Here is a 25,569-nt window from a genome sequence, read left to right on the forward strand (position 1 = left end):
CTCACCTGCCCGCGCCCAGCGCCGTTCCAGGCACATCAGGGTCGAATCCATCCAGCGAACGGATCGGCCGGGGCAGCTGAACCGGAGTGACGTCGCTGGCCCGCGCGGCCGTCGCCCGCTTGGAAAACACCTCGCTGAAGCTCAGTGCGATGATGAGAAGGCCGGATGCCGGGCCATAGTTCAGGACCGTAATCGTGAACAGGTTGACGACGAAGATGAGCGTCAGCTTGTACACGTCGGTTGCGCCGAAAGTCGCGCGGAACACCATGATCATGAATGCGACGAAGGGCAGCCCGAACATCAGGTAGGTGCCGATGTAGAAATTGTCGACGGGCACCCAAAATGACGCGAGCGGCGAGAACAGCTTCTGCGGATAGTTGAAGCAGCCGGCGCCGCAGCCCGTCACCAGCCCGATCGGCATCAGCTGGCTCATATAGACAAACGGCAGCTGCCAGCTGTTGTTGATGCGATCCAGGATGCTGAACAAGGTCGAGTGCGGTATCGCTGCGGTTCCCGACGCAGCCACGATCAGGAAGAACGGAACGAAAATCGACGCGAATGACCACAGCGCGATGGTCCTGATGGCGGGGAAGCGTGACTTCTCCGGCAACATGCGGACGAGCACCAGCAGCACGAGGTATAGCACGAGCACGATCATGGTCGTCTTGCTGGTGGTCAGGCGGATCGTGTAGACGGCGATGGAGCCGAACAGAAGGCACCATAGCGTGCTCTTGCGAATCGACGTGATCGCGAACGACACGAGGATGAAGAAGGCCGCCATGGTGTTGTCGGCGGCGAAGCCCATCAAACGCTGATCGTCTCCGCCATAGGCCCACCACAACCGGCCCGCCTCGCGGACAGCGCCGAACGATTCATATTTGTATCCGACCCAGGGCATCACGTAGTACTTGGTCAGGATCACGCCGATCACCGAAAGATAGAAGGTCACGGCAATGACCGAGAGCAGCTTTCGGTACGAGCCCAGGCTCGAATCGCAGAAGCAGAACCCGACGAACACCGGCAGCATCATCTTGAAGGACGATACCGCCGCATTGCCGGTCCCCAGCATGAAATAGCCGAGCACGATCGAGAGCATGATCTGCAGGAACGTCAGCGTCGCCAATGTGCTGCGGTTGCGCAGGATGCAATGGATGATGAATTGGGCGAGGCACAGAAGCGCAATGCCGTCCGGCAGGTACCAGAGCGGATCCACGTGAAGAATACTGGTGGCGTAGCGGATCACGCCGCCGAAGGCGTCCCGGATCAGATATGTGCCGAGCGCGATCGCCTCGATATTGAGGCTGATCAGCGTGATCCGCGGACGATGCAGTGCAAGCGCAGTCATATGCAGCTCAATTCGTCAGCCGCGCCGATGGCGCGGGCGCAGCCGAAAAATCGGACCGGCGTCCAAGAAGGTTGCGAAGGAACTTGCCGCCGGGAATCTCGACGTAGCGGTAGGTGTAGTGCGACACCGCGAACACGGCGGCGAGCGACACGACGAGATTCAGCGTTGCCGGCAAGCCAGGCCGGATCGAATCGAATGCCGCGATCCGCGACGCTCCGACCGCTCGTACGAAATACTCGGCGAACAGCACCACAAGCGCATGCACCATATAGATCGAGTAGGATCGACGCCCGAGCCACACCAGCGGCTTGCTCACCAGCATCCGGGGGATCAGCAGCGCATCGGGAAACGCCAGCAGGCTGCCGAGAAAGACCGAAAAAATCAGCGGCGCAAGGAAGCTGGCGGCCGGATAGGCCTCGACCATGCTGACGAGAACGATGCTGGCCATCATCGCAACCAGCTGCACGATGCCTTGCGTGGCCGGCCCCGGCCTGCCGGGCAACCGGCGAACCACCCTCACCGTCAGCACGCCCAGGAAGAAGCTCACGAAACAGCGCAGGATGCCGAAATCGGTCTGCAGGCCGAGGCTCTTCTTGTCCAACACGAACACGATGATGGCCAGGCTTACGGCTGCGATCAGGCCCGAGAGCCCATAGAAAAGCGACAGCGACCGCATGCGCTGGGCCAGCAGGACGAGCAGGCCAAAGACCAGATAGGTATAGAATTCGACGCTGATGCTCCAGCTCGGCGCATTCCAGCTGAGATAGTCGACAAACCCCATCGAGTGCAGAAGAAAGACGTTGAGCAGGAACGAATAGGAATTGTTCACCTCGAAAGCGGCAGGCGCTGCGACCACGAGGCCAGCCATGACCAGACTGATGCGCAGGAGACGAAACAGCAAATTCGCGGCCAGCATCACGATGTGCAGCGGATAGACGCGCGCCAGACGTCGCACCATGAAGTCGCGCAGCGAGAAGCGACCGAACTCGCCCTCGACAGAGCTGAGCGACATCACCATTCCGCTGAGAACGAAGAACAGATCGACAAGTAGCCACGAGCTCCGGAAGAACGAGCAGTCGATCCACGCGTTGTGGGGGAATATCGCGAGGAATGTCGGCATCAGCAGGAGATGATGAATCACCACGGATGTCGCCGCGATACCCCTGATACTGTCGAGCGGCAGGACATGCGCCTTCTCACGATGAACCTGCTCCGTCACATCCACATTCCGTAGCTATTGCGCCGCAGCACTCTGTAGGACATCGCGCGCGCTTTCAATCCTCGAGATCAACGACGTGCTTCCGATGCATGACGATCGACTGCAAATTCATCGCTCGCTGTTCATTCCGACATGCGGAGGACAAGTTCACGCCACTTTTCTCGATTGCGCGACGATCTCGACGTGATCGAGTCATGCTTGCGGAGATTTGCGAGCAAAGTTTGCGCGAAATCCGGCGTTGTTGCGATCGCCGCGAAAGGCACCGCGCGAATTTATCTCTCATGGGTTGGAACAAAATCGCGCGTCGTTGGATATGTCAGCTTCGCGACATCGAGTCCGCCTCACGAATCTTCAATCTGCAACATTCGTGAGCGGCAAATGCCAATCTCTCAGGCATTGCAACTCCTCGTTATGCAACCGCAGGCAAGAGAGCTGCATGTTTGCCACCGATACGATTGATTGAACCAGCTTTTGCGCCGCACAAAATTTGACACAGTTACCTGTCAGATTTTGCGCGCGTTCGTTAGCAGAATGAAGGGATACGAATGGGCTGCGGATCATCGCGTCGCCGATCGAAGCCACTGTGGCTGCCAATCATCTTAGCGTCATCTGCAATGATCGCGGCGAGTCTCGGCACCTGCCAGGCTCAGTGCGTCGAGTTCTCGGATCGCGCCTCGCAGATCGACATCGATGCATTCGTCAAATCGCCGTCGTCGCTTTTGGAGCGGTTGCGCAACGACAAGGAGAAGTTGAAGTACCGGCTCTCCACTTATGTCGCCACCAATCCGTCCGTATTGCCGTCGGTGCAGACGCTCATTACGGAATCGAGTTCCGACGATCGTTCGGCGATCGGCGGCGCGCTGCGGCTCGCAGAAGCCAGATGCACGACGACGAAGCCGGATGCTGCACGAAAGATCCGCGACTTTACCAAGCGGATCGGCGATCTTTCCGTGCAGGCAGGCTATTCCGCAGTGGGCGAGGACGATTCCGGCGCCCCGCCGCAACCGCGTGACAAGACTTCGACGCAACCCTCACGGGCCGGAGCGCTCCTCGAAGGGGAATGGAAGACGCAATTGTCCGATCCGTTCAAGCCCGTTCCCATTCCTCAGTGATCATAAGGCAGCCGTCCGCAGATGTATCAGCCCAGAGAACAGTTCCAGTCGGGTCACAGGTTTGCCATTGAGTTTGGCGGAGCGGTCCTGAGCTTCGAGCGCGTGACCGACGTGCTTCGCCGCCAATGGCCCGTGATCGCGACCTGCGTCGCAGCCGCGCTTACGCTGGTGCTGGTCTATTTGGCCACGGCCCAGCCGATGTACACGGCAAATGCCCGTATCATGATGGACACGCGCCAGACCCAGGTTCTGGACAAGGATAGCGGAACCAACAGCGCTCTCATCGATACCGGCTTTGTCGACAGCCAGGTCGAGGTGATCAATTCGGACGATCTCATCCTGTCGGTGGTTCGCCGCCTGCATCTGACCGAAGACCCCGACTTCAACGGCTCCAATCCGGGCGCGCTCGCCGTCGTCCTTGGCAAGATCATGTCGCTGTTCGAATCCGGCGAACCGCCCTCGCAGGACCGCATCGAGCATGCCGTGGTCGAGGCGATCCAGAAGAATCTCAGGGTCGAGCGCGTCCTGCAGACCTATGTACTCTCTCTCAGCTACAAGGCTCGTTCACCCGACAAGGCCGTCAAGATCGCCAATGCGATCGCTGATGCCTACATCGTGGGCGCGCTCGAGGCCAAATATCAGTCCACCAAGCGTGCGACCGAATGGCTGCAGCAGCGCAGCGTCGAGCTGAGCGAGCAGGCGACCGCAAGTGACCAGGCGGTGCAGAGCTTCAAGGCAGAGCACAATATTGTCGGGACCAGCCGCGGATTGATGTCCGAACAGCAGCTGTCCGATCTGAACACGCAGCTGGTTCAGGCGCGGGCCGGAACGGCCGAAGCCAAAGCCCGCCTCGACCGGATCAATGCAATCTCGGACCAGGATGTCGCCCAGACGACGGTGACGGATGCGCTCAACAACCCGGTGATTACGCGCCTGCGCGCCCAATATCTCGACCTTCAGGCCCAATATTCTGACTGGTCACGACGCTACGGCGCAACTCATCAAGCGACGATCAATCTCGCCAACAAGATGGAGGAGCTGCGCAAGAATATCGCGGACGAGATCCACCGGATCGCGGACGCCTATCGCAGCGATTATGAGATCGCAAAGAGCCGCGAAGCATCGCTTGACAAGAACGTGAAGGACCTCGTCGCCCAAGCGGGGCACACCGGCCAGGCGGAAGTGAAGCTGCGCGACCTCGAAAGCGCGGCCGACACCTATCGCAATCTCTACAACAACTTCCTGGAAAAGCTCCAGAGTGCCACCCAAAATCAGAGCTTTCCTCTCAGCGAGGCGCGCCTGATCAGCACCGCGACGAAGCCCGATCGAAAGAGCTCGCCGCGCACGGTCCTGGCGTTGATCGGAGGCCTGGTCGGCGGCCTCTGCCTGGGATTCGGCTGCGCGTTCGCCCGCGAATTCCTGAGCGACGTACTGCGGACCCCTGGCGAGGTCGAGGAGGAGCTCGGCGTGAAGTGCCTCGGCGTGCTCCCCGACGTCCGCCCCCCAAGCAAGGCAAGCGCACTACTTTCCAAGTCCGCGACCGGCAGCGCGCCGGATCTCTCCCGCTACGTCGTCGACCATCCGTTCTCGCGGTTTGCAGAGACGCTGCGTAACATCAAGGTGTCGATCGACGTCGCGCGACTGACGCGGGAAATCAAGGTCATTGGCATCGTGTCATCGCTGCCGAAGGAAGGAAAAACGACGGTTGCGGCCAATTTCGCCCAGTTGATCGCCCTCACCGGGCACCCCACCCTCCTGATCGACGGCGATCTGCACACGCGTTCATTGACCCGTGAGCTCGCGCCCAACGCCAAGACGGGACTCGTCGAGACGCTGAACGACCCGGCCAGCCTCGGCTACCATGTCCAGCGCAGCAAGGAGACGGGTCTGGATTTCCTGCCGTCGGTCGTTGCCTCGCGCCTGGTCAATTCGGCGGATGTGATCGGCTCAAAGGCCATGGCCGAGCTGCTCAAATCGCTGAGGGAGCATTACGAGTACATCGTGATCGATCTTGCGCCGGTGATGCCGGTCGCTGACTCCAAGGCCTTCAGCCCGCTCATCGATGCGATGGTCTACGTGATCGAATGGGGACAGACGACGCGATCCGCCCTCCAAGAGTCCATTTCAGGCTCGGAAGTCCTTCAGAAGAAGCTACTGGGGGCCGTTCTCAATCGCGCCAACCCGAAGATGCTCAAGCGCATCGAGGCCTACAAGGGCAAGCACCATAACAGCTACTATGTGGAGCACGCCTGAGCGCGCCGTCGCCTCGCCGGCCTCGACCGGCGCAGGGGAGCTTGTGAGCAATTCGGCCCGCCGTCTTCGGTCAGCCGCCGCACCAGAACAATCCGCCGGTCGGCTCCTCGCGAGCCGACCGTTTTCGTTTCGCCGCTGCTTCCGAAACCAGCGGATCGACCTGTTCCCACACAACGAATTTGAGAGCTGCCGCGAGCAGGACGGGCGCAGCGCGACGCCCGGGGCCGGCCTCCGTATTCGTCCGGAATCCACATCCCGCCACCATTACCTTAGCTGAAAGCCGGGATTGACGGGCAACCGGCGGTCGCGAGATGGTCCGGGATGCGATCTGGTCGCTGCCGCTGCCGTGATCTTTACTGATGAACGGCAGCCGCAGGCTTAGGCATCTTTTCTTTCGAGTTCCCTGAGGCTAAGTTGAGCTCATACTCATTGCTCGTTTTTGGTGGGTTCGGATGCTGATCGTCCTCACTGTTTTGTCAATTTGGGTCCTGCTCAACATCCTCTTCGTGTTGATCGTGGTTCCCCCGCGCAAGCCGCGGCGGCAGACGAGGCCGCTTGCGACCACGCTTTCTCCGGCCCCCATCGATCCGAGCCAGCGGGAACTCGAGCAAGACGAGCCGTTCTCCCTCCGCCATGTCGTCGCTTCAGTCGCGATGGGCGCGTTCTTCGTGCTGGTGCCGCCCCTGCTCGCGCTGCGCGATGCCATCATGCGGCTGTTCGGGAAGTCGCGGCAAGACGGCAGCCGATAGCCGGAGCGCAGCCCCGGCTATCCCGACGAATTTTCTGGCTTGTGATTTAAAGCGGCCTAATAGGCTTCCTGGAACATCACGGCTGACGTCGTCCGCGCCATGATCTTCAGATCGAGCCAGATGCTCCAATTGCTGACGTACCAGACGTCGTATTCGACCCGCTTTTCCATCAGATCGATCGTCGGTGTCTCACCGCGCAGGCCGTTCACTTGAGCCCAGCCGGTCAGGCCGGGCTTCATGTGATGGCGGTAGACATATTTGCTGATGAGCTCGTCATAGTAATTGTCGTGAGCCAGGGCGTGCGGCCGCGGCCCGACCAGAGACATATCGCCGCGCAAGACGTTCCAGAGTTGCGGCAATTCGTCGATGCTCGTCATGCGAAGGAAGCGCCCGATCTTTGTGACCCGCGCATCCTTCTTCGTCGCCTGGGCGATGGTCTGACCATTTTCGGAAACGGTCATCGTCCGGAACTTCCAGATATCGAAGGGCTTGCCATTGAACCCACGGCGCGACTGCCGGAAGATGACGGTTCCGGGCGAGTCCAGCTTGATCAGCATGGCGACGGTCAGCAGCAGTGGCGTCAGGACGACGAGCGCGAATATCGCCACGCCGACGTCGAGGCAGCGCTTCTGCAAACGCTCGAAGATGCTCAGCGGCGGCCGCTGAATCTCCACCGCCACGGTCCCGCTGACGGGCAGGAACGGGCGCGAGACGATATCGGCGATGGAATCATCAGGCAAAAGGCGCACAGGCTGCGGTACGGCACGGAGGTAATGGCCTAGCTTTCGAAGCATCGGCAATTCGTTCCAGTCGATGGCGAGAAGATATTCATCCACATCCGCGAGGCGCGACTGGCGGATGACATCCCGAACTTCACGCTCCCAATGGCCGTCGTCGCTCTCGTCGATTCCGAGCACGAAATGACGCACGACGTCGAAGCCGTTCCTGCGCAAATCCTTGAAACGGCCCGACGTGAAGTCGAGCGGCTTGAGGCTCAGAAGCACCACCTTGCGATCAACCAGGCGGCTTCTGGCAAAACTCGTACCGAGCACGACCTGCCAGCCGAAGCGGAGACTGATCAGCCCCAGGCCGCCCATCGCCGCGAAGATAATCACTGTGCCGCGGGACAGATTGTCCGTCGACTTCAAGAGGAACGCCGCAACCGCAAGGACTGTCAGCGACACCAGCCAGATGAAGACGGCCTTGCGCATCTGCCAGACGAGATTCAGCAGGCGATGCGTTGCGTAGACCTCCTGGAAGTAGGCCAGCGCGACGAACACAAGGCCGACGATCAATCCGGCGCCAACCGAAGCGCCGTCGGCAGTCGATGCCGTCGCAAAGCCGTAGAGGGCGGAGCCGGCGACGTAACTCAGCAGGATCAGCAGAAAATCAGCGGCGATAACCACGATCTGAAATGGTCGCTGAAGGGCAGTGCCGCGCGACGATGACGGCGAGTAAGCCTTCTCAGAACCATAAGTTGCAACAGCCATTCGAACCTCTACGTATCGAGAGAGTGTCTGACGCTCATCGTGATGCTGAAGATTCGTCACTTCCCCTTGCAGAACGTGTGCAGTGATCGCAGCGACATTGTGGCGCTGCACGCAAAACTTTTGCGATGCACGACGAAGAACGGTTTCTGACTCGCGTGCGCTTGGAAGCGCGTCACAGTGCTGACATATCCGCGGACGCGCTGCCCTATTTTGAATCAAGTTCCGCATCGAAGCGACGCACAGAAGCTGCGCGAGCCCGATTTCAGCTCAGCATTGAGGCACGAAACTCCACACGGAAAATGTACCCGATCGAATGCGAGAATTTCCTCGAAATACCACCTCCGGACGCATCATCGATTTTCATCGAGACGTGCATCTTTCGCCGTAGCGACTGCAGCAGCAATGCATTCATGCGGGCTGGCCTCGTTTATGCAGGCATCGTTGCATGGCCAGTGGGCAAGAATTGCCGCGCCTTCCTTTTGGCAAGATCAAGCTTGAGAAGCACGCCGACGATGCTCTCGTTCGATTGGAATTCTCTGGTGCCCGCGTCTCTCGACCTCGCGACCGACAACGCGCCATGATCTCCGGTGCGAGACCGTCCTTGCCAGTTCTCAAGCCGCAATTGCCGGATGGTGTTCGCATCTACGCGATATCGGATATTCACGGCTGCGCTCATCTGCTTCAACCGATGTTGCGGGTGATTGACGCCGACGTCGCCCACCGTCGGCCTCCCTATGCCATCGAGATATTCATGGGCGACTACATCGATCGCGGGCCGGACACGCGGGCGACCCTCGATATCCTGGTCGAACGAAGCCGTCGGGGAAATGCGGTTTTCCTCAAGGGCAACCATGAGGCATTTCTGGTGAGGATCTTCGAGGACCCCTCATTGTTCGAGGATTGGATCGGCGTCGGCGGAGCCCAGACAATGATGTCCTACGGGCTTGCGCCGCCAGATCTGAGACGAGACGAACCGGCAACGGTCTTGCGCGATTTAATTCGCGCCATGCCGACCGAGCATCTGGAGTTCCTGGACAATTTGCGGTTGAGCTTTACTTGCGGGGACTTCTTCTTTGTTCACGCCGGCGTCCGCCCGGGCGTCCCCCTGGCAGAGCAGACCGAACGCGATTTGCTCTGGATTCGCGAAGAGTTCCTGCGAAGCGACGAGCAGTTCGGAAAATATATCGTCCACGGCCACACGCCGGTCCGGAGTGCCGAATTTCTGGCGAACCGAGTCAACATCGATACGGGCGCCTATGCCACCGGCAATCTGACCTTGATGAGCATCCAGGGAAGCAGAATGCTGGCGGTGTGAAATGCACGGCCAAAGACCCAATGGACCTCGACGAGCGCGAAAAGGCGCACGACCTAATTGAGCAAGTGAGGCGTCAGCCGGGCGCGGGTCTCAGCCATCCAATTGCTCCAGGCCCGCTCGTGTTTGACGTAGAGTTCGAGCCAACGCTCGTTATGCTTGTGCTGACGAATCCCAGACTCGTTGGCAAGCATGCCAGCGCCCGGGCGGACTTCCCCACTCTCTAAAGTCTCGAACTCGATTGTCTCTGAAATCGTCAGACCGACCAGGACACGTTGGCCGGCACCATCCATGATGTAGCGCCGCGGCGCATCCTTCTTCGGCTCACTCATGTCATCCCCTCTAGATGAATGTGAAACGCATTTACGACGTGACTCGACGGAACCTAGAAAGCCCGTCGTGCATGTCCGAAAGTCGAGGTCGGAGCAGGTCTCGCTGATGGGCGTGAGGGGGAGGTGAACAAGTTTGCCAACTTCCGTCGGACACCCCAGGCGCGCAATGCGTATCCCAAGGCCAGCCCGGAACAGAAGAACGATGCGGAGACAGAGCAGAAACCATTGAGAGCTCGTCCTGAGGAGTCTGTCACGCATCAAGAGTGAGTAGTGTGTCGACATCATGATTCCTGGCGCGTCTTGCGGCTGAAAGATTGTTCAACCCGCACTGCTCTTCCGCGCCGGAAAATTTCTGCCGAAACTTTCAGCTCAAATGGACGACGGCGCGCCTGGCCTCAGCTCTGCCGCGGAGAAGGGTCTCCAAGACTCGGGGCCCCCGGGCCGCTCGAGCAACCCAGCGTTTCCGCAAGTAGGATTCCCGATCGATCGCCCGATCCACTTGCAACCTTGCGGCGACCGTCGCATTATTCAGTACCGTTTTTTGAGAAAGGTTCGAGCCAATGAACTTTCGCTTTTTTATTTCCTCGCTTGCTCTTGCTACGTTAGGCGCCGTTCTGACGCCGAACGCGGTTCCGGCCGCGGAGCTCGCGATCGCACCCATCCACCATCATCATCGGGCAGTCTACGTCCAGACGGGATACGTGCCGTGGGATGATGTCTATCCGCCGGCGATCTACGGCCCCCAACTCCGCCCGGTCGAAGAGGTGGCGGCGATGAAGGCGGGAGCGCGGCCTGTGTCGCAGCGCTGGTGGGGATACTGGTACGTCCGGTGAGCGCCGGAAGCGCACCCAGCCGAGATCAGCATTGATCGACGAGGAGACCGCCGCAGCGCCGATCAATCGGGGAGCGGCGGTTTTCGTTTGCAGGCTCGAGGCTTTGTTGATGCGCCGCGCGTCGCGGCAAGACCGGCGTTTGACCTCGAGCGGCTATTTCGCCGTCGCGCCTCGCTCCCAAGGCCGCTTGCCATCCGCGCCCCTGTCCCAGGGACGCGCCGTCGGAGCGTTCTTCTCCTCCGCAGCCGCTCGCGCACGATCCGCCTGAACCTGTTCGCGCGTGGTCAAGGGTGCAGGCGGTGCCGGCTGATCGCTCTGGGCGGACACCGGCGTCGCGATAAGCAGCGTCATCAAAAGGAATTTTTTCATGCCCGGCTTTAACACAGCGGCCGGGCTGTTCGGCGCGACTGAATGACACAGACAGCTGCGGCGGCATTATGCAGGGTCGGCCGTTCGAAGAAGAACAAGAGACTGTTCGATCCGAGCAATGACAGGCAGCCAAGACCGGCCTTTGCGCAAACGGAGAGCCGGGATTGCTGCCCGGCCTCGCCCCTTATGATTCCAATTCGCAATCGCTCGATCGAGCTCGTAACAGGGATACTGTCGCCGTCAGGGCTTTTCCGGCTTTCGCTCCCAGGGGCGCCTGCCGTCCGCATCGCGATCCCAGGGACGGGCCGTCGTTGCGGCCTTGTCTTCCTCGGCGGCCTTTGCGCGATCGGCCTTGACTTGTTCGCGATCGGTGAGAAGCGGCTTGGTGGAGGGTACGCCCGTCTGCGCCAGAGCCGGAGCCATGGTGAGAAGCGCAACGATGATGAGCTTTGTCATCCCTGGCAGTAACACGAATACCGATGCGAGTCCGATTTAGTTGCACGTCCTTGAGGCCCCGTGGAAGTCCACCTCATCCCGGCGCGGGGACGTATTTGCTAATGACCAGTCCGATGGTCGTTCACCTGTCCGCCGCCTCCAGTTTGGTGGTTCTGTTGCTGGGCTGGCCATCCGCCGAGGCCGCCTTGCCGGCATGATGAACTCGTGCACGGGGGATAGACCGAGATCTCACCGGGAGGAGCATCACCTCGATGGTCGCGCACCACGACATTGGTCGACCCATTGGGCCCAAACGTACCGCTCGTGCCAATCTGGCCCCTGCCGCCAGCATCGGCTGCAGTGCTCAATGACAGAGTGAGCGTGACGAGAAGACTCGACCGAGCAACGCGCTCGACGATGGACATGTAAGGCTCCTTGTCTATCAACTGCATTGAAAAAACATCTGGGGCCCCACGGAAATGGATTTGGGCCGAGGTGAAAGAGGCCGCCATTTGAGGCGGCCTCCAGACTCGCGAGCAGCTCTTGGCTGGCGAATTCAGAAGGGCGGCGTCCCCGGCCCCGAGCCCGGGCCAAACGGGCCGCGCAAGTTGCCCGGGCCCTGGAGGCCGCCGAAGATCAGTCCGCCGACCCATTCGACGGCATCCTTGATGGCGCCGCCGATGGCACGGAAGGCGTCGCCGAGCCAGTTGCCGCCGACGACCGCTTCGAGTTCCGCATCGTTCAGTTCGATGATCTCAGGCTTTGCATGTCTTGGGTTCAGCATGTTGGTCGCTCCTCTCCAAATGATGGATGTGATGGATTGTTTGAAGGCGCTGGTTCTCAGCGGTGGAAGATGCCACCCGGCAGCCAGGGGTTCGGACCCATGGGCTGATGGGTCGTGATCTTCCCATCCACGATCCACGGCCCGATGCAGCCTCCGTCATTGATGAAGCCGCCGCACACAGAGCTCAATTCGCGATCGTCCAACTCTCTACGGTCTTGGTTGCTACGCTCGGTCATTTGTGTCTCCCGCTGTTGTGGAGGGTCCATCCCCTCTCATCTCGTGGCCATAGCAGTACCGCAGCCTGTGCGCTCAGACCGTGAGACGGGTCACAGAGGTGCCGCTGGGTGGGCAATTTGGAGGGGGAACCGAAGCGTTCGGCCTCGGAGAAGCTTGGCTCCCGCCAGTCAAAGCCGGGAGCGAATGGAATTCAGAACCCCGGTCGTCGCGTCAACAACCTGGAGGGCCTGCTGGGATTTTGCCAACGCTACGGCTGATCTGGTGCATTGGTCGGGAAGTTGCGCGATCTTCTTACGCTGGCTGGAAAGAATATTGGTCGACTGCTCGATGGCAAACTTCACCACATCCCGAGTGGGGTCGTTTTCGCTGACGCTCGTCAGCTCCTTCTCGATCGTAATCAGATATTCGTAACTGGATAGCTCTTGGGAAATCTCGACCAGATTTTGTACGGTGGCCTTGACGCAATCCGCGTCCACAGCAGGAATGTCGGTCCGCCTGGAGGTTTGGACAAGATCCGCCATCAAGCCGGCGAACATTGGCCTGAGATCTTCGACACGCTTCAAGTCGGCGGGGCTCAGAACACCGGCCACGCACATTTTGGTTGCGACCAGCAATCCCAAGCATTGCAACGCCAGTCGGGTGGCAATCACACGAACTGCTCCGGCACGTTTCACGCTGTCCGTTTGCCATCTCATTGAGACGCTCGAATTTTCTGCGTCAACAAGGCCGCCGTCCTCGAGGCCGACAATAGCGCTGCGCCATGGAACCCTCAATCCCATTCTTTCCATGAGCCCTGCACGAACGCGGGGAATCGGAACCGTTGTAGGAAAATCGTCTCCTATGTATCATTGGCGCTTGCGCCGGTCTTTTCAGGCCTATCTTTGACGAACTGAAAGTTATTGCGCCGAGATCGTTTGCGAGGGATTTCAACCGTGGCCGACGGTCCCGAACATATTTTCCGTGCGAGCGCGTTGCAGCGCGCGGCGTCTCCGGACGAGCTCGACCATCTCGTCGCGATTACCAAGCCGGCCGACTGGATCCTGGCCGTCGTCGTAACGGTCGCACTGATTGCGGCGCTTATCTGGGGGATCTACGGCCGGATTCCCTCGCGCGTGTCGGGACAAGGCATTCTGGTCGGTAGCGGCCGCGTTGTCGATGCAGTCTCTGCCGCGGAAGGACGGCTGGCTTCCCTCAGCATTTCCGTCGGGGACCATGTCGAGCGTGGTCAGGTTATCGCGCAGATCTCGCAGACCGATATCGAGCAGAAATACGCAAACGCGGTCGAGACCTACAAAGAGCGCCAGCGCGAGCATGATGACATGGCCGGGAAGGTGAGGTCGGAGCTCGCCGTCAAAGCCGCCAATCTCGACAAGCTCGAAGCGGCCTTCAACAAGGTCATCGAGGCAACCGGGCAGCGCGTTCAGTCCCTGGACGTCGACGTGAAGAATCTCGAGCAGCTCATGGCCAAGGGCCTGACGACGCGGAAGACGCTGGAGGATCGTCGTCTCGAGTTGACCGAGGCGCAGCAGCGGCGAACGGATTCGCAGAACGAGATCCTCAAGTTGCACGCGCAGCAATCCGATCTCGAAACCCAGCGCGAGCACGAATTGCAGCAAGCCGAGTTCGCGGCCAACAACGCGCGCCGCGAGATGCAGGCACTCGCCGGGACCCTGGGACGCAATTCGCAGGTCATCAGCCCGATCACGGGGCGCGTGCTGGAGATCAAGATATCGACCGGTTCGGTCCTCGCCGTCGGCACGGCAGTCGTCGCGATTGAAGATGAGGGGTCGAAGCTCGAAGCGGTCATCTATATCCCCGCCGAGCAAGGCAAGAGCGTCAAGCCAGGCTCCCAGGTGCGCATCGCGCCCAGCACCGTCAAGCGCGAGGAGTTCGGCATGATGATCGGGACGGTCTCCAGCGTGTCGGAGTTTCCCGTGACTCCGCAGGGAATGACCGCGGTGCTTCACAACGATCAATTGGTCAAGGTGTTCTCCCACGACGGGGCACCCTATGCCGTCACCGTATCCCTGGAAAAGGACGACTCGACGACGAGCGGCTATCGATGGGCTGTCGGTCAAGGACCTCCGGTGCACCTGACCAGCGGCACGATGGCCCAGGCCGAGATCACCACCCGAAATCGGCGTCCCCTGGATCTCGTTGTTCCTCTCATCAGGAAGCTGACCGGGATCGATGGATAGCTTTGCCAAGCCTAGTCCGGGGGTCAAGAAAACACCCACCGTCCTGCAGATGGAGGCGGCGGAATGCGGCGCTGCCTGCCTCGCCATGGTGCTGGCGCATTATGGCCGATGGGTGCCGCTCGAGCAGTTGCGTGTCGAATGCGGCGTATCGCGCGACGGCAGCAAGGCCAGCAACGTCGTCAGGGCCGCGCGGCGTTTCGGCCTGTCCGCCAAGGGATTCCGGCAGGAAATAGCGACGCTGCGCGCGACACCGACGCCCTGCATCATCCACTGGAACTTCAATCATTTCGTCGTGCTCGATGGGATCGATGGCAAGTTCGCCTACATTAACGACCCGGGCTTTGGGCGCAGGCGAATTGGCCTCGACGAGCTGGACAGGAGTTTTACCGGCGTCGTGCTCACCATGGAGCCGACGGCGGCGTTCGTCGCGCAAGGAAGCAAGCCCGGCGGGCTGCGCCTGTTGGTCCGTGAGCTGCGCGGCTCAAAGGCGGCCGTGGGGTTGCTCGTCCTGCTCAGCTTCGTCATGGTCATTCCGGGCCTCGTGGCCGCGAGCTTCTCGAAAATCTTCATCGACGACGTCCTGATCCAGCATCTGGACGGGTGGTTGCGTCCGCTGCTGGTCGGCATGGCCGTCACCGCTCTGATCCGGACGACCTTGACGCTGCTCCAGCAATCGCTGCTGCTGCGGCTGCAGACCAAGCTCTCGGTGGTGATGATCAGCCGGTTTCTGTGGCGGGTGATGGCATTGCCGATGGAGTTCTTCACGCAGCGCCACGCCGGCGATATCGCGACGCGCGTTGCGGCCAACGATCAGATTGCGCGGCTGCTTGCGGGCGGCGTTGCGGCCAACGTGCTCAACCTCACCTCGGTCGTTTTCTTTGCGTTCGCGATGGTGGTCTACGATCCCTGGCTTGCAGCGATCTGCGTCGCCCTGTCGATGCTCAACGTCCTGTCGTTGCGCCTGTCGCATCGGCGCCGGGAGGACCTCAGCCGTGGTCTTTCGCAAGAGCGAGGAAAGTCGTTGGGAGCGGTGGTCAGCATCGTCAGGACCATCGAGACGATCAAGGCCAGCGGCCTCGAGGACGAGGCTTTCGGACATTGGTCCGGTGTCCACGCCAAGCTTCTCAATGCCGAGCGCGAGCTCGCCTCCTCGTCGATCCTGCTCGACATGATCCCGACCCTGATCTCCGGATTGAGCATGACGGCGATACTCATCCTGGGCGGCCTGCGGGTGATCGAAGGATCGCTGACGCTCGGCAGCCTCGTCGCCTTCCAGTCGCTGATGGCAAGCTTCTCGGAGCCCGTCGCGACGCTGGTCAATCAGGCCAGCTCCTTTCAATTGATCCGGGGCGCGCTGGATCGCCTCGAGGATGTCTACAACTATCCGCTCGGCGACAAGCCGAAGCAGAACGGATCTGAAGGACGCTTTCCCGCCAAGCTTGCCGGGCGCATCGAACTGAAGAATGTGCAGTTCGGCTATTCATTGCTTGAGCCTCCCCTCATCTCCGAGCTTTCGATCAACATCAGCCCGGGATCGCGCGTGGCGATCGTTGGCGCGTCCGGAAGCGGTAAATCGACGCTGGGACGCCTGATTTGCGGCCTCAACAAGCCTTGGGCCGGAGAGATAATGATCGACGGGGCTCTGCTTGTGGACGTTCCACCCGAAATCCTCGCCAACTCCATCGCCTATGTGGATCAGGATATCTTCCTGTTCGAGGGCACGGTGCGCGACAATCTCACGCTCTGGGACCGGACGACGCCGGACGCCGATCTCACCAGAGCGCTGAAAGACGGACAGATCCAGGACGAGATCGCCATCAGGGCCGGCAATTACGATTCCTATGTGAGCGAGGGGGGAACGAATTTCAGCGGCGGGCAGCGACAGCGCATCGAGATCGCGCGCGCCCTCGTCGGCCGTCCCTCCGTTGTCGTTCTCGACGAAGCCACGGCTGCGCTCGATCCGGTCACCGAAAAGGCGATCGACGAAAATCTGCGCCGCACCGGCTGCACCTGCATCATCATCGCACATCGTCTGAGCACGATCAGGGATTGCGACGAGATCATCGTGTTGAGGCAGGGCAAGATCGTGGAGCGTGGGACGCATGAAAGCCTGCTGGCCCAGCACGGCGAATATGCGAGGCTGGTGTCCCAGGAATGATCCCTCCGGCTGAAAACATCGTGTCGGGTGCGAGCCTCGTCAGGTCGGCGGAACTTCCGATTGATCTGACGCTCGATGGTCGCAGGCCCATTTCGCTCAATCACCACGGTTACGTGTTCGAGGTCGTCACCGGTCATCTCGATATCTTCGCGGTCGATACCGACGAGGGCGAATACGGGAAGAGACACCATCTCTTTCGGATCGAAAGCGGCGACATCGTCGCCGATCTCCCGGAGATCGCCGCATCAACGGGACGGGGCGCAAGCTTCATTGCAGTGGGGACCGAAGGCACGAGGGCGACGGCGCGGTCCAGATCCGATCTGCCTCCCGCGCAGGTCATGCGCTGGATCGAACGGCTCGCACGCTTCGTCGCGGGGCCTGCACCGCTGTGGCAAATCCCCGAGCTGCCGGAAGGCAAGGCCGAACTTGCACCGAACGAAGGCGGCCGCGGCCCCATGCGCGGCCTGCTATGGCTGACGGTAGAGCACGGCGATCTCAAGCTGATAGGCATTTCCCCGCCATGCGCGGCCGGAAGCCGGCCTCTGCCGCTCACGTCAGGCTTGTGGGTCGAGGCGGGCGCGGAAGGCTGCGGCGTGGTCGCAGACGGCGCAGCGCCGGCCGCGATCTGGCCGGCGGTCGATCAGTTTCACCAAAGCTTTGCTGCCTGCGTCCAACGCATTCTGGTTCACGAGAGGCAAAGCGAGAGCGAGCGGCTGACGAGCCGGAGTGCCCTCGCGGCGTCGCAGTCCATGGAAGCCTTCGATCGCCTGTCCGGCATTATCGTGCGGCGCTTCGATCATGACGCGGTCGATGCATCCTATTCCGATCGACTTGCGGGCGCCTGCCAGCTCGTCGGAAGCGCGATGCGAATGCCGATCGCGATCTCCGGGCGGGCGGATGGCAGCCGGCAGGAATTCGCTGGGCTCGCGCAGATCGCGCTGGAGTCCCGGCTGCGGCTCCGGCAGGTTCTGCTCCGGTCGGACTGGTGGAGAACCGACGCGGGCCCGCTGGTCGGCTGGTTCGGCGAGAAGCGCGAGCCCATCGCCCTGGTCTATGAGCCACGTCGTGGCTACGTGATGATCGATCCACTGACGAAGGCACGCCTGTCGGTCAATCGCAGCGTGGCGGCAGAAATTGCTCCGGAAGCGGCGATGTTGTATCCGCCGCTGCCGTCAAGCCCGCTGAAGTTCAGGGAGCTCCTGCAATTTGCCTTGCGCTATGCGCGTGGCAGCGGACTGCGCATCGCCCTGGTGGTCGTGGTGATCGGGCTTCTGTCCCTGGTGACGCCCTTCGTCACCAATTTGCTGATCAGTTCGATCATCCCGAGATCCGAACTCGACCAGCTCGTCTTTTGTGGCCTCGCGCTGGGCCTGACGGCCCTTTCGGTCGCCGGCGTCCAGGTCATGCAGGGCCTCGTCATGCTCCGCATGGAAGCGCTGATCGACTGGCGATTACAGTCAGCGATGATCGATCGCATCCTCAGGCTGCCAACTGCCGTCTTCCGAAAATTCACGACGGGCGAGTTCGTCGACCGCGCAATGGGCATCGACGCCGCACGCCGTGCCCTGACCGGCCACGCGCTCCGCGGCATGATCGCCGGCCTATTCTGCATCTTCAGCCTCGGCTTGATGATCTACTATAGTCCGAAACTGGCGCTGCTCGCGATCGGGCTGACATTCGTCAGGGCGGCCGCCATCATCTCGACCAACCTGCTGCGGCTTTATTTCGAGAACAAGCACTTCAACCAGCAGGGCAAGGTCAGCGGTTTCGTCCTCCAATTGCTGACGGGGGTCGGCAAACTGCGGGTGTCGGGGGCAACCGGGCGCGCGCTTGCGATCTGGTCGAAGCAGTTCGCGACGCAAAAGCAATATTTCGTGTCATCGCAGCTCGCCAGCAACGGCCTTGGCGCGTTCGAGACGGCATTTCCGACGATCGCGACGCTGATCATCTTTGCCTATGCATCCTATTCCAACAGCAATCTGCTCACGGATCTCGGCCGATTCTTCGCTTTCTTTTCCGCCTTCGGGCAATCCATGGGTGCCGTCGGCTCATGGGCCGGCGGCGTCAGTGAAGCGCTGATCGCGATACCGCCACTGCTCCGGTTGCGTCCCCTCATCGCCGGCCCGACGGAGATCTCGGACGACAGAAAGGCGCCGGGAGAGCTGTCTGGATCGATCGAGCTTGCGCGCGTTTCGTTCCGCTATCTGTCCAGCGGCCCTCTGGTGCTCGATAATGTCTCATTGAAGATCGCGCCGGGCGAATATGTCGCGATCGTCGGTCCCTCCGGAAGCGGCAAGTCGTCGTTGTTTCGGCTGCTGCTCGGTTTCGAGTGGCCGGAGACGGGTGCGGTGTTCTACGACGGAAAATCGATCGAGACGCTGGATGTGAGTGCTCTGCGGCGCCAGCTCGGCGTTGTCTTGCAGAGCGCTCGGCTCGCGAATGGCAACATCTACGAAAATATTTGTGGTGGACTTCGGCTTCCGCTCGACCAGGTGTGGGACGCCGCCCGACTTGCCGGAATTGAGGACGACATCAAGGCCATGCCAATGGGCATGCTGACCCAGATATCCGAAGGGGTCAGTACTCTCTCCGGGGGACAACGGCAGCGCATCATGATCGCGCGCGCCATCGCGCGCCGTCCGCGCGTCCTGCTGTTCGATGAGGCGACGAGCTCGCTCGACAATCGATCCCAGGCCATCGTCAGCGATGCGCTGGAAAATTTGAACGTCACCCGGATCGTCATCGCCCACAGGCTGAGCACCGTCAAGAACGCGGACCGGATCATCGTGCTGGTTGACGGCAAGATCGTCGAAGCCGGGACGTTCGAGGAATTGACCGCCGCAGCAGGTGCCTTTGCAGCGTTCGCGCAGCGGCAGATGCTTTGATCCGCCGCAGAGCCGCTCTCCGCTCACTCTCAAGAAGCAGGTCGAACTGGTTTTGGGCCTCAGCGCCTAGCTCACCGCTCGCCCTTCCGAGCCTCTACCATGATGGCGCCCACTGGAACGGCAGTGTGGAACCGGCCGTCATTTCCAGTCTCTGACCTCTGTGACCCGTCTCACGGTCTAAGCGCACAGGCTGCGGTACTGCTATGGCCACGAGATGAGAGGGGATGGACCCTCCACAACAGCGGGAGACACAAATGACCGAGCGTAGCAACCAAGACCGTAGAGAGTTGGACGATCGCGAATTGAGCTCTGTGTGCGGCGGCTTCATCAATGACGGAGGCTGCATCGGGCCGTGGATCGTGGATGGGAAGATCACGACCCATCAGCCCATGGGTCCGAACCCCTGGCTGCCGGGTGGCATCTTCCACCGCTGAGAACCAGCGCCTTCAAACAATCCATCACATCCATCATTTGGAGAGGAGCGACCAACATGCTGAACCCAAGACATGCAAAGCCTGAGATCATCGAACTGAACGATACGGAACTCGAAGCGGTCGTCGGCGGCAACTGGCTCGGCGACGCCTTCCGTGCCATCGGCGGCGCCATCAAGGATGCCGTCTTGTGGGTTGGCGGCTTCATCGCTGGCGGCTTGCAGGGCCCGGGCAACCTGCGCGGCCCGTTTGGCCCGGGCTCGGGGCCGGGGACGCCGCCGTTCTGAGTCCGTCTTCTCGACGTGGTTCGAGATTTGGAGGCCGTCTCATTGGCGGCCTCTTTCATTTCGGCCGCTTAGTGAGTGCGCGCCCTACTCCGGCGTCGCGCAGGAGCGATCGGATAGCGCGCTTGTGCTGTGCGAGCGCGGCGCGATTATCGGTAGAAGAAGCTTGCCGCTCCTTGAGGGACCTGGCTCGTATCTCATAACAGGGAATTTCTCGCGATTTGCGCGAACGAACACGCTGTCCCGGGCAAATCCATGCGCGCCCGGCGCAATTGCGACGCGTTTCCTGTGGCTCAGGCCGAGGAAATGACAGTTTCCTGTTATCGCCGACAACAGGCTGCGAACAAGGAAATGAATGGCGCGGTCACAGTTCTGTGGCGCTTGAGGATTTGGTGGGATCAGCGCGGGTGCTTCTTCCCGGGTCCCCATTTCCATCAACTGGCAACGAGCCTGCGCGCTCCCTCGGAGACAACGACGTCCGGCGGCGTCCACCAGACATACTTGGCCGCAAGCCGCAGCATTTCCGAGCTTCGGACAGCTTCGTTCATTGCAGCATCTCATCCCTGCTTATCATAGAGCAGGTCACCGTGCTCCAAGGATCGATACGGCTCCTTGAGTCGCTTGGCGCAATCCTGGCCGATATTCACCAAACGAACCGATAAGCGCACGCCCTGTTCGCGACGGACCCGCTCCAAGCGCTCGCAAACAGCGATCGTCACTGCGGCCGTCAGCGACTCTCCCATGCGTTCCGCGAGCTCGGCCGCCAACTGATGTGTCTCGGGGTTCTTGATGCTCAGGCTCATGCTCTACCTTCTACCCATCAGTTTATGCCTATCTACCCCGCGTGCAAGGTACTCGGCCAGCTGGAGTTTGTCGGGTGAATGCCTGCACGCAGCGGTACAGGGGATCGTCAACTTGCCTGCATCGCGGGACTGGCCGGCCTTCCTCAGGTAAGCCGCCCGCCATGACATCCGGCCCAATACCGGTTGGGCCTATCTCTTATCGGCTGGCGCGGCGGTGAACGGGGTGCGCCGGATTGCAGGAATCCCTGGTCAGTGGTCATTAGCGGCCGACAACATGACCTTCCCAAAAATGGAAATATTCTTTCCATTTTTGGGAAAAAATGGTAGTATCCTTCCATGCTGGTAATCGGCACAGACATTGTTGAGAGCTATTTTGCCGAGCGCTCCGGTCATCGGGGCATCGATGCGGCGCGCGCGCAATACAGGGCATGGCTGGCGATTGCGGAGGCTTCGGACTGGCGGACGCCGCAACAGGTGAAGCGATCGCATCCCAAGGCCAGCATCCTGAAGGGGGGACGCGTCGTATTCAACATCAAGGCCAATGACTACCGCCTGATCGCCATGGTTCAATATCGTGATGGCGTGTTGATGATCCGCCTTTTTCGGCAGTCATGAAGACTATGACAAGGTGAACGCAGAGACGGTGTGATGAAAGCAACATTGATAATTATCCAGAACCAGGCCGATCATGAGGCGGCCAAGGCGCTTGTCGGCAAGCTGCTGCAATCCAACGCGACTGACGATCGAGCGCGCATGGTAGCGCAGGCTCGCCTTATCGAGGCGTATGAACGCGCGCGATGGCCCCGCAAAGCGCCGGCGTTGCCCGATTTGTTGACCTATTTGATGGAGCAACATGGTCTGACGCGCGCCGATCTTGTGCCACTTCTTGGCACTGCGAGCCGCGTCAGTGAGGTCATGTCCGGCAAGCGCGAATTGAGCATGACGATGGTGAAGCGTCTGCGGGACCGTTTCCACATTCCGGCAGATTTGCTGATTTCCGCAAGTGAAAGTGTTGCCGCTTAGGTCAATCGGCACCATGACTTTCGATGGGAAAGAGGAGCGCAATCACGCGCTCCTCGCGTCTTGCGTGCCAAATCACAAGCCGAGCCTCGTCGTCCGTTATGATGACCTCTGAACGCACGAAACTGGTGAAAGGGCGAGATGCAACCATTTGATGAATTCAGTGGAAGCCGGCTCAAGTAGCTCTCGCCTCGGAGCCTTTCGATCGATCTCGGTCTGGGCGCAGACATGGGGCCGGCCGAGCACAGCTGCCAATCTGCCCTTTGCGCTTGCCGCGCAACAGAGCGCCGATGCCGAACAACAGCTCGGCGATGCTGGCGCTGGAAAGAAACGCCGTCTCGGCAACCTGAGCATCGAGCCAATCACGGAGCGATGGATGCGGCGCGGGCTTCATTGCCTCGGAGATGACGTAGGTATCGAGCAGGATCATTCGAAGCGCATCGGCTCAGCGGCACTGCCATGTTCAAGTGCCTCGACATCGGCATTGGTGAGTCCGATCTTCCGGCTCATCTCGGAAAGAGCGGTGCCGAGCCGCAACCGGCCCTCGGGACGGACGGCGGCCTCCAGAATGGCGCGCATTTCCGCTTCCGTGCTGCGATTGTGCCGTGCCGCACGGGCTTTTAGGGCGCGATGCGCCTCTTCGGAGAGGTTTCGGATGGTAACGGTGGCCATGGAAGCATCCCCGGGGAAACGATTTCATCGATATCAATATAGCATCTTCAAGTGTTTGCGCGCAGACCGAAATGCCCCACAAAGACAGAGAGGAGGATCGCAGGCGTGGATAGCGGATTCACTGTGAGCTGGCTCACACCCCCGATCGAACGCGGCCGCTCTCGGGCGGCACCAAGAGGCATCGTCCATCGTGGAGAATGATGCCATGTCGTACCGCACTATCGCCGTCCCGCTTTTGGTGGCCTCCCTGTCGCTGATCAGCGCCAGTGTCGATGCGGCCACCTTCATGAACGCGCCCACCGTCCACACCACCCCGGGCGTCTCCAACACAACGACTTTGGCGACGCGTCCGCCTTGCAACTATTGCGGACCGAAAGAACCTCCTCCGATTCCGCGCTATGAGGGCAACGATCCCTTCGACCACAGCGCCAACCTCAATCCAGGCTCGGGTGGGGGTGGAGGTTCAAAGCCTCCGAAAAAGCCCAATCTCTACTGAAGTTGACGCCAGCAAAATGAGGTGAGGCGCGATCGCGGCTGATCCGACCGCCGTCGCGCCCGCAGCACTGATAGTAGTGGGATGGTCCGATCCCGCGCCGCGAAGCATTGTCTTGATCTGACTTTAGCGTGAAATCGGTGAACAATCCGGGCGCAACCGTCGCGTGGATATCGTCCAATAGAGATGTTCGCGCTATTTGCGGCTCATGAACAACTCTTTCCCGCTTCCCATCTGCACGCAGCTCTCCCTCATTTATCGCTCGCCCAGCGATCTCATCCCGGATCCGCGCAATGCGCGAACGCACCCGAAGCGCCAGATTGAGCAGCTCAAGGCGTCAATCCGGGAATTCGGATTCACCAATCCGATCCTGATCGATCCCGACGGCCACCTCATCGCAGGCCATGGCCGGCTTCAGGCCGCAAAGGCCCTGGGCATGGTCCAGGTGCCGACCATCACTCTCTCCGGGCTCTCGGAGACCCAGAAGCGCGCGCTTAGACTTGCCGACAACAAGATCGCGCTGAACGCGGGATGGGACGTGGAGATCCTCCAACAAGAGCTGGGCGAACTCGCCTCGATCGATCTCGAGATTGACCCAACCCTCACGGGCTTTTCGACCGGCGAGATCGACGTCATTCTCTCCAAATCCACGGCGGATACCGATGACGAAATCATTCCACCGCCGCCGTCAACGCCAAGGACGAAGCCGGGGGATATCTGGATTCTCGGCCAGCACCGCGTCGGATGTGGCGATGCGCGTGACGCGCAATTCCTGGACCGGGTTTCGGTCAAAGGTTGGTGTGCGTACTAGCCGGTGAGCGAGATCACGCACGAGCTGAGCGAGCATCGTCATCCCGAATCGACCTGATGCCTCCTGTAAAGGATCCCGATTTTGGCTATCCGCAAGGCCCAAAGGAATAGAACGCTAAATTATTCAGCGGCTTGCTCTTAATTGCGCAAATACACCGACACGATCAGAACAGGTAGCTTACAGGTCTCAAACAGGGATCGAACAGGAGCCGAGCAGGACGGCTTCAGGGCTCAATCGTACCGCGCAGTAAATCTGCGCAGCGGCGCCGTTCGCTAGCGCCGTCCAGAGCAAACGCCGATGATCTTCGCCCATCAAAGATAACCGCAATTTGCACCGTCTATCCAATTCCCCTCCAGGCGACGCCGTCGCGTATGGTCGAGCCGGATTTGATCGAGCTTCGCGGTCAGTTCCGAGACGGATCAATCAAATCGCAGCGGCGGGGGTGCGCTGTCGGGCGCCGATAGCTTCTCTGCCATCATCGTAATCGAGGACGGGCTTTCCCGACTTGAGGACGCTTCGAGGATTTGTGCGGCTTTGTGGTCATCTGTCAGCGTCAAGACAGACGCGAACTGCTGCTGCGCTTGATCAACATGGTCCGCCGGCTGAAAGACGCGGTTGAGAGGCTCGAAGCCGTTGGTGATCGCAATATCGAGAGGTCGTCTTCAGCAAACGCGACAGCGCCCCCGAGGCATCGACGGAGACGAAATCCGATAGGAACAACCGGATGTTACCGATGATTGATGTTCTTTAAATCGGAGCAGATCATGAACCAAAAAGCTCTACTTCTTACAGCGGCACTCTCGCTCGCAATTGTCTCGCCTGCGCTTGCTCAAGGCGGGGGTGGTGGGGGCGGTGGCGGCGGCGGCGCAGCCGCCAGTTCAGGCGCCGGCACCGGCACCTCGTCTAGCAGCGCGACGAGCGGCCCCTCAGCACCCTCAGGCATGGGCACCAGCGGCACCACGACTGGCGTTCATACCAACACGTCGGCAACAAACCCGAACGTCCAGCCACCAACACTAAATGGAACAGCTCCAGCGAACGGGGCGAGCCAGAACGGGACCGACAGATCGGGCATCACCGCAACCAATGGTGCCAACGACAACGGCAAAGGCGGCCAGCAAATGACCCCGGCTGAACAAGCGAGAACCGGGGCCAAGACGCTTCCCTCATCTGAAACACCTGGCGCCGTCAGCGGACCTGGCGTCGGCGTCGGTCATGCGGCGAACGGATTGCCGATCGGCACACCAGGCTCCGGCACCAGCAATGTCGATCAAAAATAAAGGCGATCGTTTTGCCACCTCTCAAAGCCCGCCTTGGCGGGCTTTCCCATCCCCCGAGGAAAGA

General features: G+C 60.6%; 25 protein-coding genes and 1 pseudogene. 15 read left to right on the forward strand and 11 right to left on the reverse strand.

All coding sequences use genetic code 11. The features are described 5' to 3' along the window. Window position 1 precedes the first annotated feature (1 nt). Together XH91_RS27255 and XH91_RS27260 are read right to left on the reverse strand one after the other, a co-directional pair. Window positions 2-1,345, reverse strand: a complete 1,344-nt coding sequence (locus XH91_RS27255; RefSeq protein ID WP_128953456.1) for a hypothetical protein — start codon at window positions 1,343-1,345, stop codon at window positions 2-4. 7 nt (window positions 1,346-1,352) lie between these two features. Then, a complete protein-coding gene (locus tag XH91_RS27260; RefSeq protein WP_128953457.1) occupies window positions 1,353-2,564 on the reverse strand; it encodes an acyltransferase family protein in 1,212 nt (403 codons plus the stop codon). A 614-nt stretch (window positions 2,565-3,178) separates the two neighbouring features. Between XH91_RS27260 and XH91_RS27265 the strand changes: the two genes are divergently transcribed. The 3 genes from XH91_RS27265 (at window position 3,179) to XH91_RS27275 (ending at window position 6,678) form a co-directional block, all read left to right on the forward strand. After that, window positions 3,179-3,676: a hypothetical protein gene (locus XH91_RS27265; protein ID WP_128953458.1), complete on the forward strand. Its 498-nt coding sequence runs from the start codon at window positions 3,179-3,181 to the stop codon at window positions 3,674-3,676. A 21-nt stretch (window positions 3,677-3,697) separates the two neighbouring features. After that, window positions 3,698-5,929: a Wzz/FepE/Etk N-terminal domain-containing protein gene (locus XH91_RS27270; RefSeq protein WP_128953459.1), complete on the forward strand. Its 2,232-nt coding sequence runs from the start codon at window positions 3,698-3,700 to the stop codon at window positions 5,927-5,929. Between the two features lie 452 nt (window positions 5,930-6,381). Beyond that, window positions 6,382-6,678: a hypothetical protein gene (locus tag XH91_RS27275; RefSeq protein WP_128953460.1), complete on the forward strand. Its 297-nt coding sequence runs from the start codon at window positions 6,382-6,384 to the stop codon at window positions 6,676-6,678. A gap of 56 nt (window positions 6,679-6,734) precedes the next feature. Here the strand turns inward: XH91_RS27275 and XH91_RS27280 are convergent, their stop codons facing one another. Next, window positions 6,735-8,168, reverse strand: coding sequence for an undecaprenyl-phosphate glucose phosphotransferase (locus XH91_RS27280; RefSeq protein WP_128955012.1), 1,434 nt, complete (start codon window positions 8,166-8,168; stop codon window positions 6,735-6,737). Between the two features lie 577 nt (window positions 8,169-8,745). Between XH91_RS27280 and XH91_RS27285 the strand changes: the two genes are divergently transcribed. Further along, window positions 8,746-9,483: a metallophosphoesterase family protein gene (locus XH91_RS27285; RefSeq protein ID WP_128955013.1), complete on the forward strand. Its 738-nt coding sequence runs from the start codon at window positions 8,746-8,748 to the stop codon at window positions 9,481-9,483. A 53-nt stretch (window positions 9,484-9,536) separates the two neighbouring features. On the opposite strand, the gene XH91_RS27290 is transcribed toward XH91_RS27285, so the two are convergent. After that, window positions 9,537-9,812 carry a hypothetical protein gene (locus XH91_RS27290; protein WP_128953461.1) on the reverse strand — a complete coding sequence of 92 codons (276 nt, stop codon included), beginning with the start codon at window positions 9,810-9,812 and terminating at the stop codon, window positions 9,537-9,539. A 560-nt stretch (window positions 9,813-10,372) separates the two neighbouring features. Between XH91_RS27290 and XH91_RS27295 the strand changes: the two genes are divergently transcribed. Then, the gene (locus XH91_RS27295) at window positions 10,373-10,645 is read left to right on the forward strand and encodes a hypothetical protein (protein ID WP_128953462.1); all 273 of its coding nucleotides are present in this window, start codon (window positions 10,373-10,375) and stop codon (window positions 10,643-10,645) included. A gap of 609 nt (window positions 10,646-11,254) precedes the next feature. Here XH91_RS27295 and XH91_RS27305 read toward each other — a convergent pair. From XH91_RS27305 to XH91_RS27320, 4 genes are all read right to left on the reverse strand, one after another. Then, a complete protein-coding gene (locus XH91_RS27305; RefSeq protein WP_128953464.1) occupies window positions 11,255-11,470 on the reverse strand; it encodes a hypothetical protein in 216 nt (71 codons plus the stop codon). 535 nt (window positions 11,471-12,005) lie between these two features. Further along, window positions 12,006-12,233: a hypothetical protein gene (locus XH91_RS27310; protein ID WP_128953465.1), complete on the reverse strand. Its 228-nt coding sequence runs from the start codon at window positions 12,231-12,233 to the stop codon at window positions 12,006-12,008. Between the two features lie 56 nt (window positions 12,234-12,289). Next, a complete protein-coding gene (locus XH91_RS27315; RefSeq protein ID WP_128953466.1) occupies window positions 12,290-12,469 on the reverse strand; it encodes a hypothetical protein in 180 nt (59 codons plus the stop codon). Window positions 12,470-12,637: 168 nt separating this feature from the next. After that, entirely contained in the window at window positions 12,638-13,258 is a 621-nt protein-coding gene (locus XH91_RS27320; RefSeq protein ID WP_245477223.1) for a hypothetical protein, read from the reverse strand. Between the two features lie 144 nt (window positions 13,259-13,402). Here XH91_RS27320 and XH91_RS27325 point away from each other — a divergent pair, with 144 nt between their 5' ends. From XH91_RS27325 to XH91_RS27345, 5 genes are all read left to right on the forward strand, one after another. Beyond that, window positions 13,403-14,668 carry an NHLP bacteriocin system secretion protein gene (locus XH91_RS27325; RefSeq protein ID WP_128953467.1) on the forward strand — a complete coding sequence of 422 codons (1,266 nt, stop codon included), beginning with the start codon at window positions 13,403-13,405 and terminating at the stop codon, window positions 14,666-14,668. Then, the gene (locus XH91_RS27330; protein ID WP_128953468.1) at window positions 14,661-16,826 is read left to right on the forward strand and encodes an NHLP family bacteriocin export ABC transporter peptidase/permease/ATPase subunit; all 2,166 of its coding nucleotides are present in this window, start codon (window positions 14,661-14,663) and stop codon (window positions 16,824-16,826) included. The genes XH91_RS27325 and XH91_RS27330 overlap by 8 nt, the downstream gene beginning before the upstream one ends. Further along, entirely contained in the window at window positions 16,823-19,711 is a 2,889-nt protein-coding gene (locus XH91_RS27335) for an NHLP bacteriocin export ABC transporter permease/ATPase subunit (RefSeq protein ID WP_128953469.1), read from the forward strand. The genes XH91_RS27330 and XH91_RS27335 overlap by 4 nt, the downstream gene beginning before the upstream one ends. A 254-nt stretch (window positions 19,712-19,965) precedes the next feature. Further along, a complete protein-coding gene (locus XH91_RS27340) occupies window positions 19,966-20,145 on the forward strand; it encodes a hypothetical protein (protein WP_128953466.1) in 180 nt (59 codons plus the stop codon). A gap of 56 nt (window positions 20,146-20,201) precedes the next feature. Continuing rightward, window positions 20,202-20,429 carry a hypothetical protein gene (locus XH91_RS27345; protein WP_128953470.1) on the forward strand — a complete coding sequence of 76 codons (228 nt, stop codon included), beginning with the start codon at window positions 20,202-20,204 and terminating at the stop codon, window positions 20,427-20,429. A gap of 554 nt (window positions 20,430-20,983) precedes the next feature. Here XH91_RS27345 and XH91_RS27350 read toward each other — a convergent pair. Continuing rightward, the gene (locus XH91_RS27350; protein ID WP_128953471.1) at window positions 20,984-21,229 is read right to left on the reverse strand and encodes a type II toxin-antitoxin system VapB family antitoxin; all 246 of its coding nucleotides are present in this window, start codon (window positions 21,227-21,229) and stop codon (window positions 20,984-20,986) included. A gap of 336 nt (window positions 21,230-21,565) precedes the next feature. Here XH91_RS27350 and XH91_RS27355 point away from each other — a divergent pair, with 336 nt between their 5' ends. Further along, window positions 21,566-21,844 (forward strand): type II toxin-antitoxin system HigB family toxin, encoded by a 279-nt coding sequence (locus tag XH91_RS27355; protein WP_245477225.1) that lies wholly within the window; start codon window positions 21,566-21,568, stop codon window positions 21,842-21,844. A gap of 33 nt (window positions 21,845-21,877) precedes the next feature. Further along, window positions 21,878-22,252: a helix-turn-helix domain-containing protein gene (locus tag XH91_RS27360; protein WP_128953472.1), complete on the forward strand. Its 375-nt coding sequence runs from the start codon at window positions 21,878-21,880 to the stop codon at window positions 22,250-22,252. Between the two features lie 250 nt (window positions 22,253-22,502). Here the strand turns inward: XH91_RS27360 and XH91_RS27365 are convergent. Then, window positions 22,503-22,679, reverse strand: a pseudogene (locus XH91_RS27365) (PIN domain-containing protein); the annotation flags it as partial. Continuing rightward, window positions 22,676-22,921 carry a FitA-like ribbon-helix-helix domain-containing protein gene (locus tag XH91_RS27370; protein ID WP_128953473.1) on the reverse strand — a complete coding sequence of 82 codons (246 nt, stop codon included), beginning with the start codon at window positions 22,919-22,921 and terminating at the stop codon, window positions 22,676-22,678. The pseudogene XH91_RS27365 and the gene XH91_RS27370, both read right to left, overlap by 4 nt. Window positions 22,922-23,126: 205 nt before the next feature. Between XH91_RS27370 and XH91_RS27375 the strand changes: the two genes are divergently transcribed. The 3 genes from XH91_RS27375 to XH91_RS27385 all read left to right on the forward strand — a co-directional run bounded on the left by XH91_RS27375 (window position 23,127) and on the right by XH91_RS27385 (window position 25,505). Further along, complete coding sequence (locus XH91_RS27375) at window positions 23,127-23,417, forward strand: hypothetical protein (RefSeq protein ID WP_128953474.1); 291 nt, start codon at window positions 23,127-23,129, stop codon at window positions 23,415-23,417. Window positions 23,418-23,622: 205 nt separating this feature from the next. Further along, window positions 23,623-24,225: a ParB/Srx family N-terminal domain-containing protein gene (locus XH91_RS27380; RefSeq protein WP_128953475.1), complete on the forward strand. Its 603-nt coding sequence runs from the start codon at window positions 23,623-23,625 to the stop codon at window positions 24,223-24,225. A 740-nt stretch (window positions 24,226-24,965) separates the two neighbouring features. After that, window positions 24,966-25,505, forward strand: a complete 540-nt coding sequence (locus XH91_RS27385) for a hypothetical protein (protein ID WP_128953476.1) — start codon at window positions 24,966-24,968, stop codon at window positions 25,503-25,505. Window positions 25,506-25,569: the final 64 nt, after the last annotated feature.

It is taken from the genome of Bradyrhizobium guangzhouense (assembly GCF_004114955.1).
GTDB classification, from domain to species: domain Bacteria; phylum Pseudomonadota; class Alphaproteobacteria; order Rhizobiales; family Xanthobacteraceae; genus Bradyrhizobium; species Bradyrhizobium guangzhouense.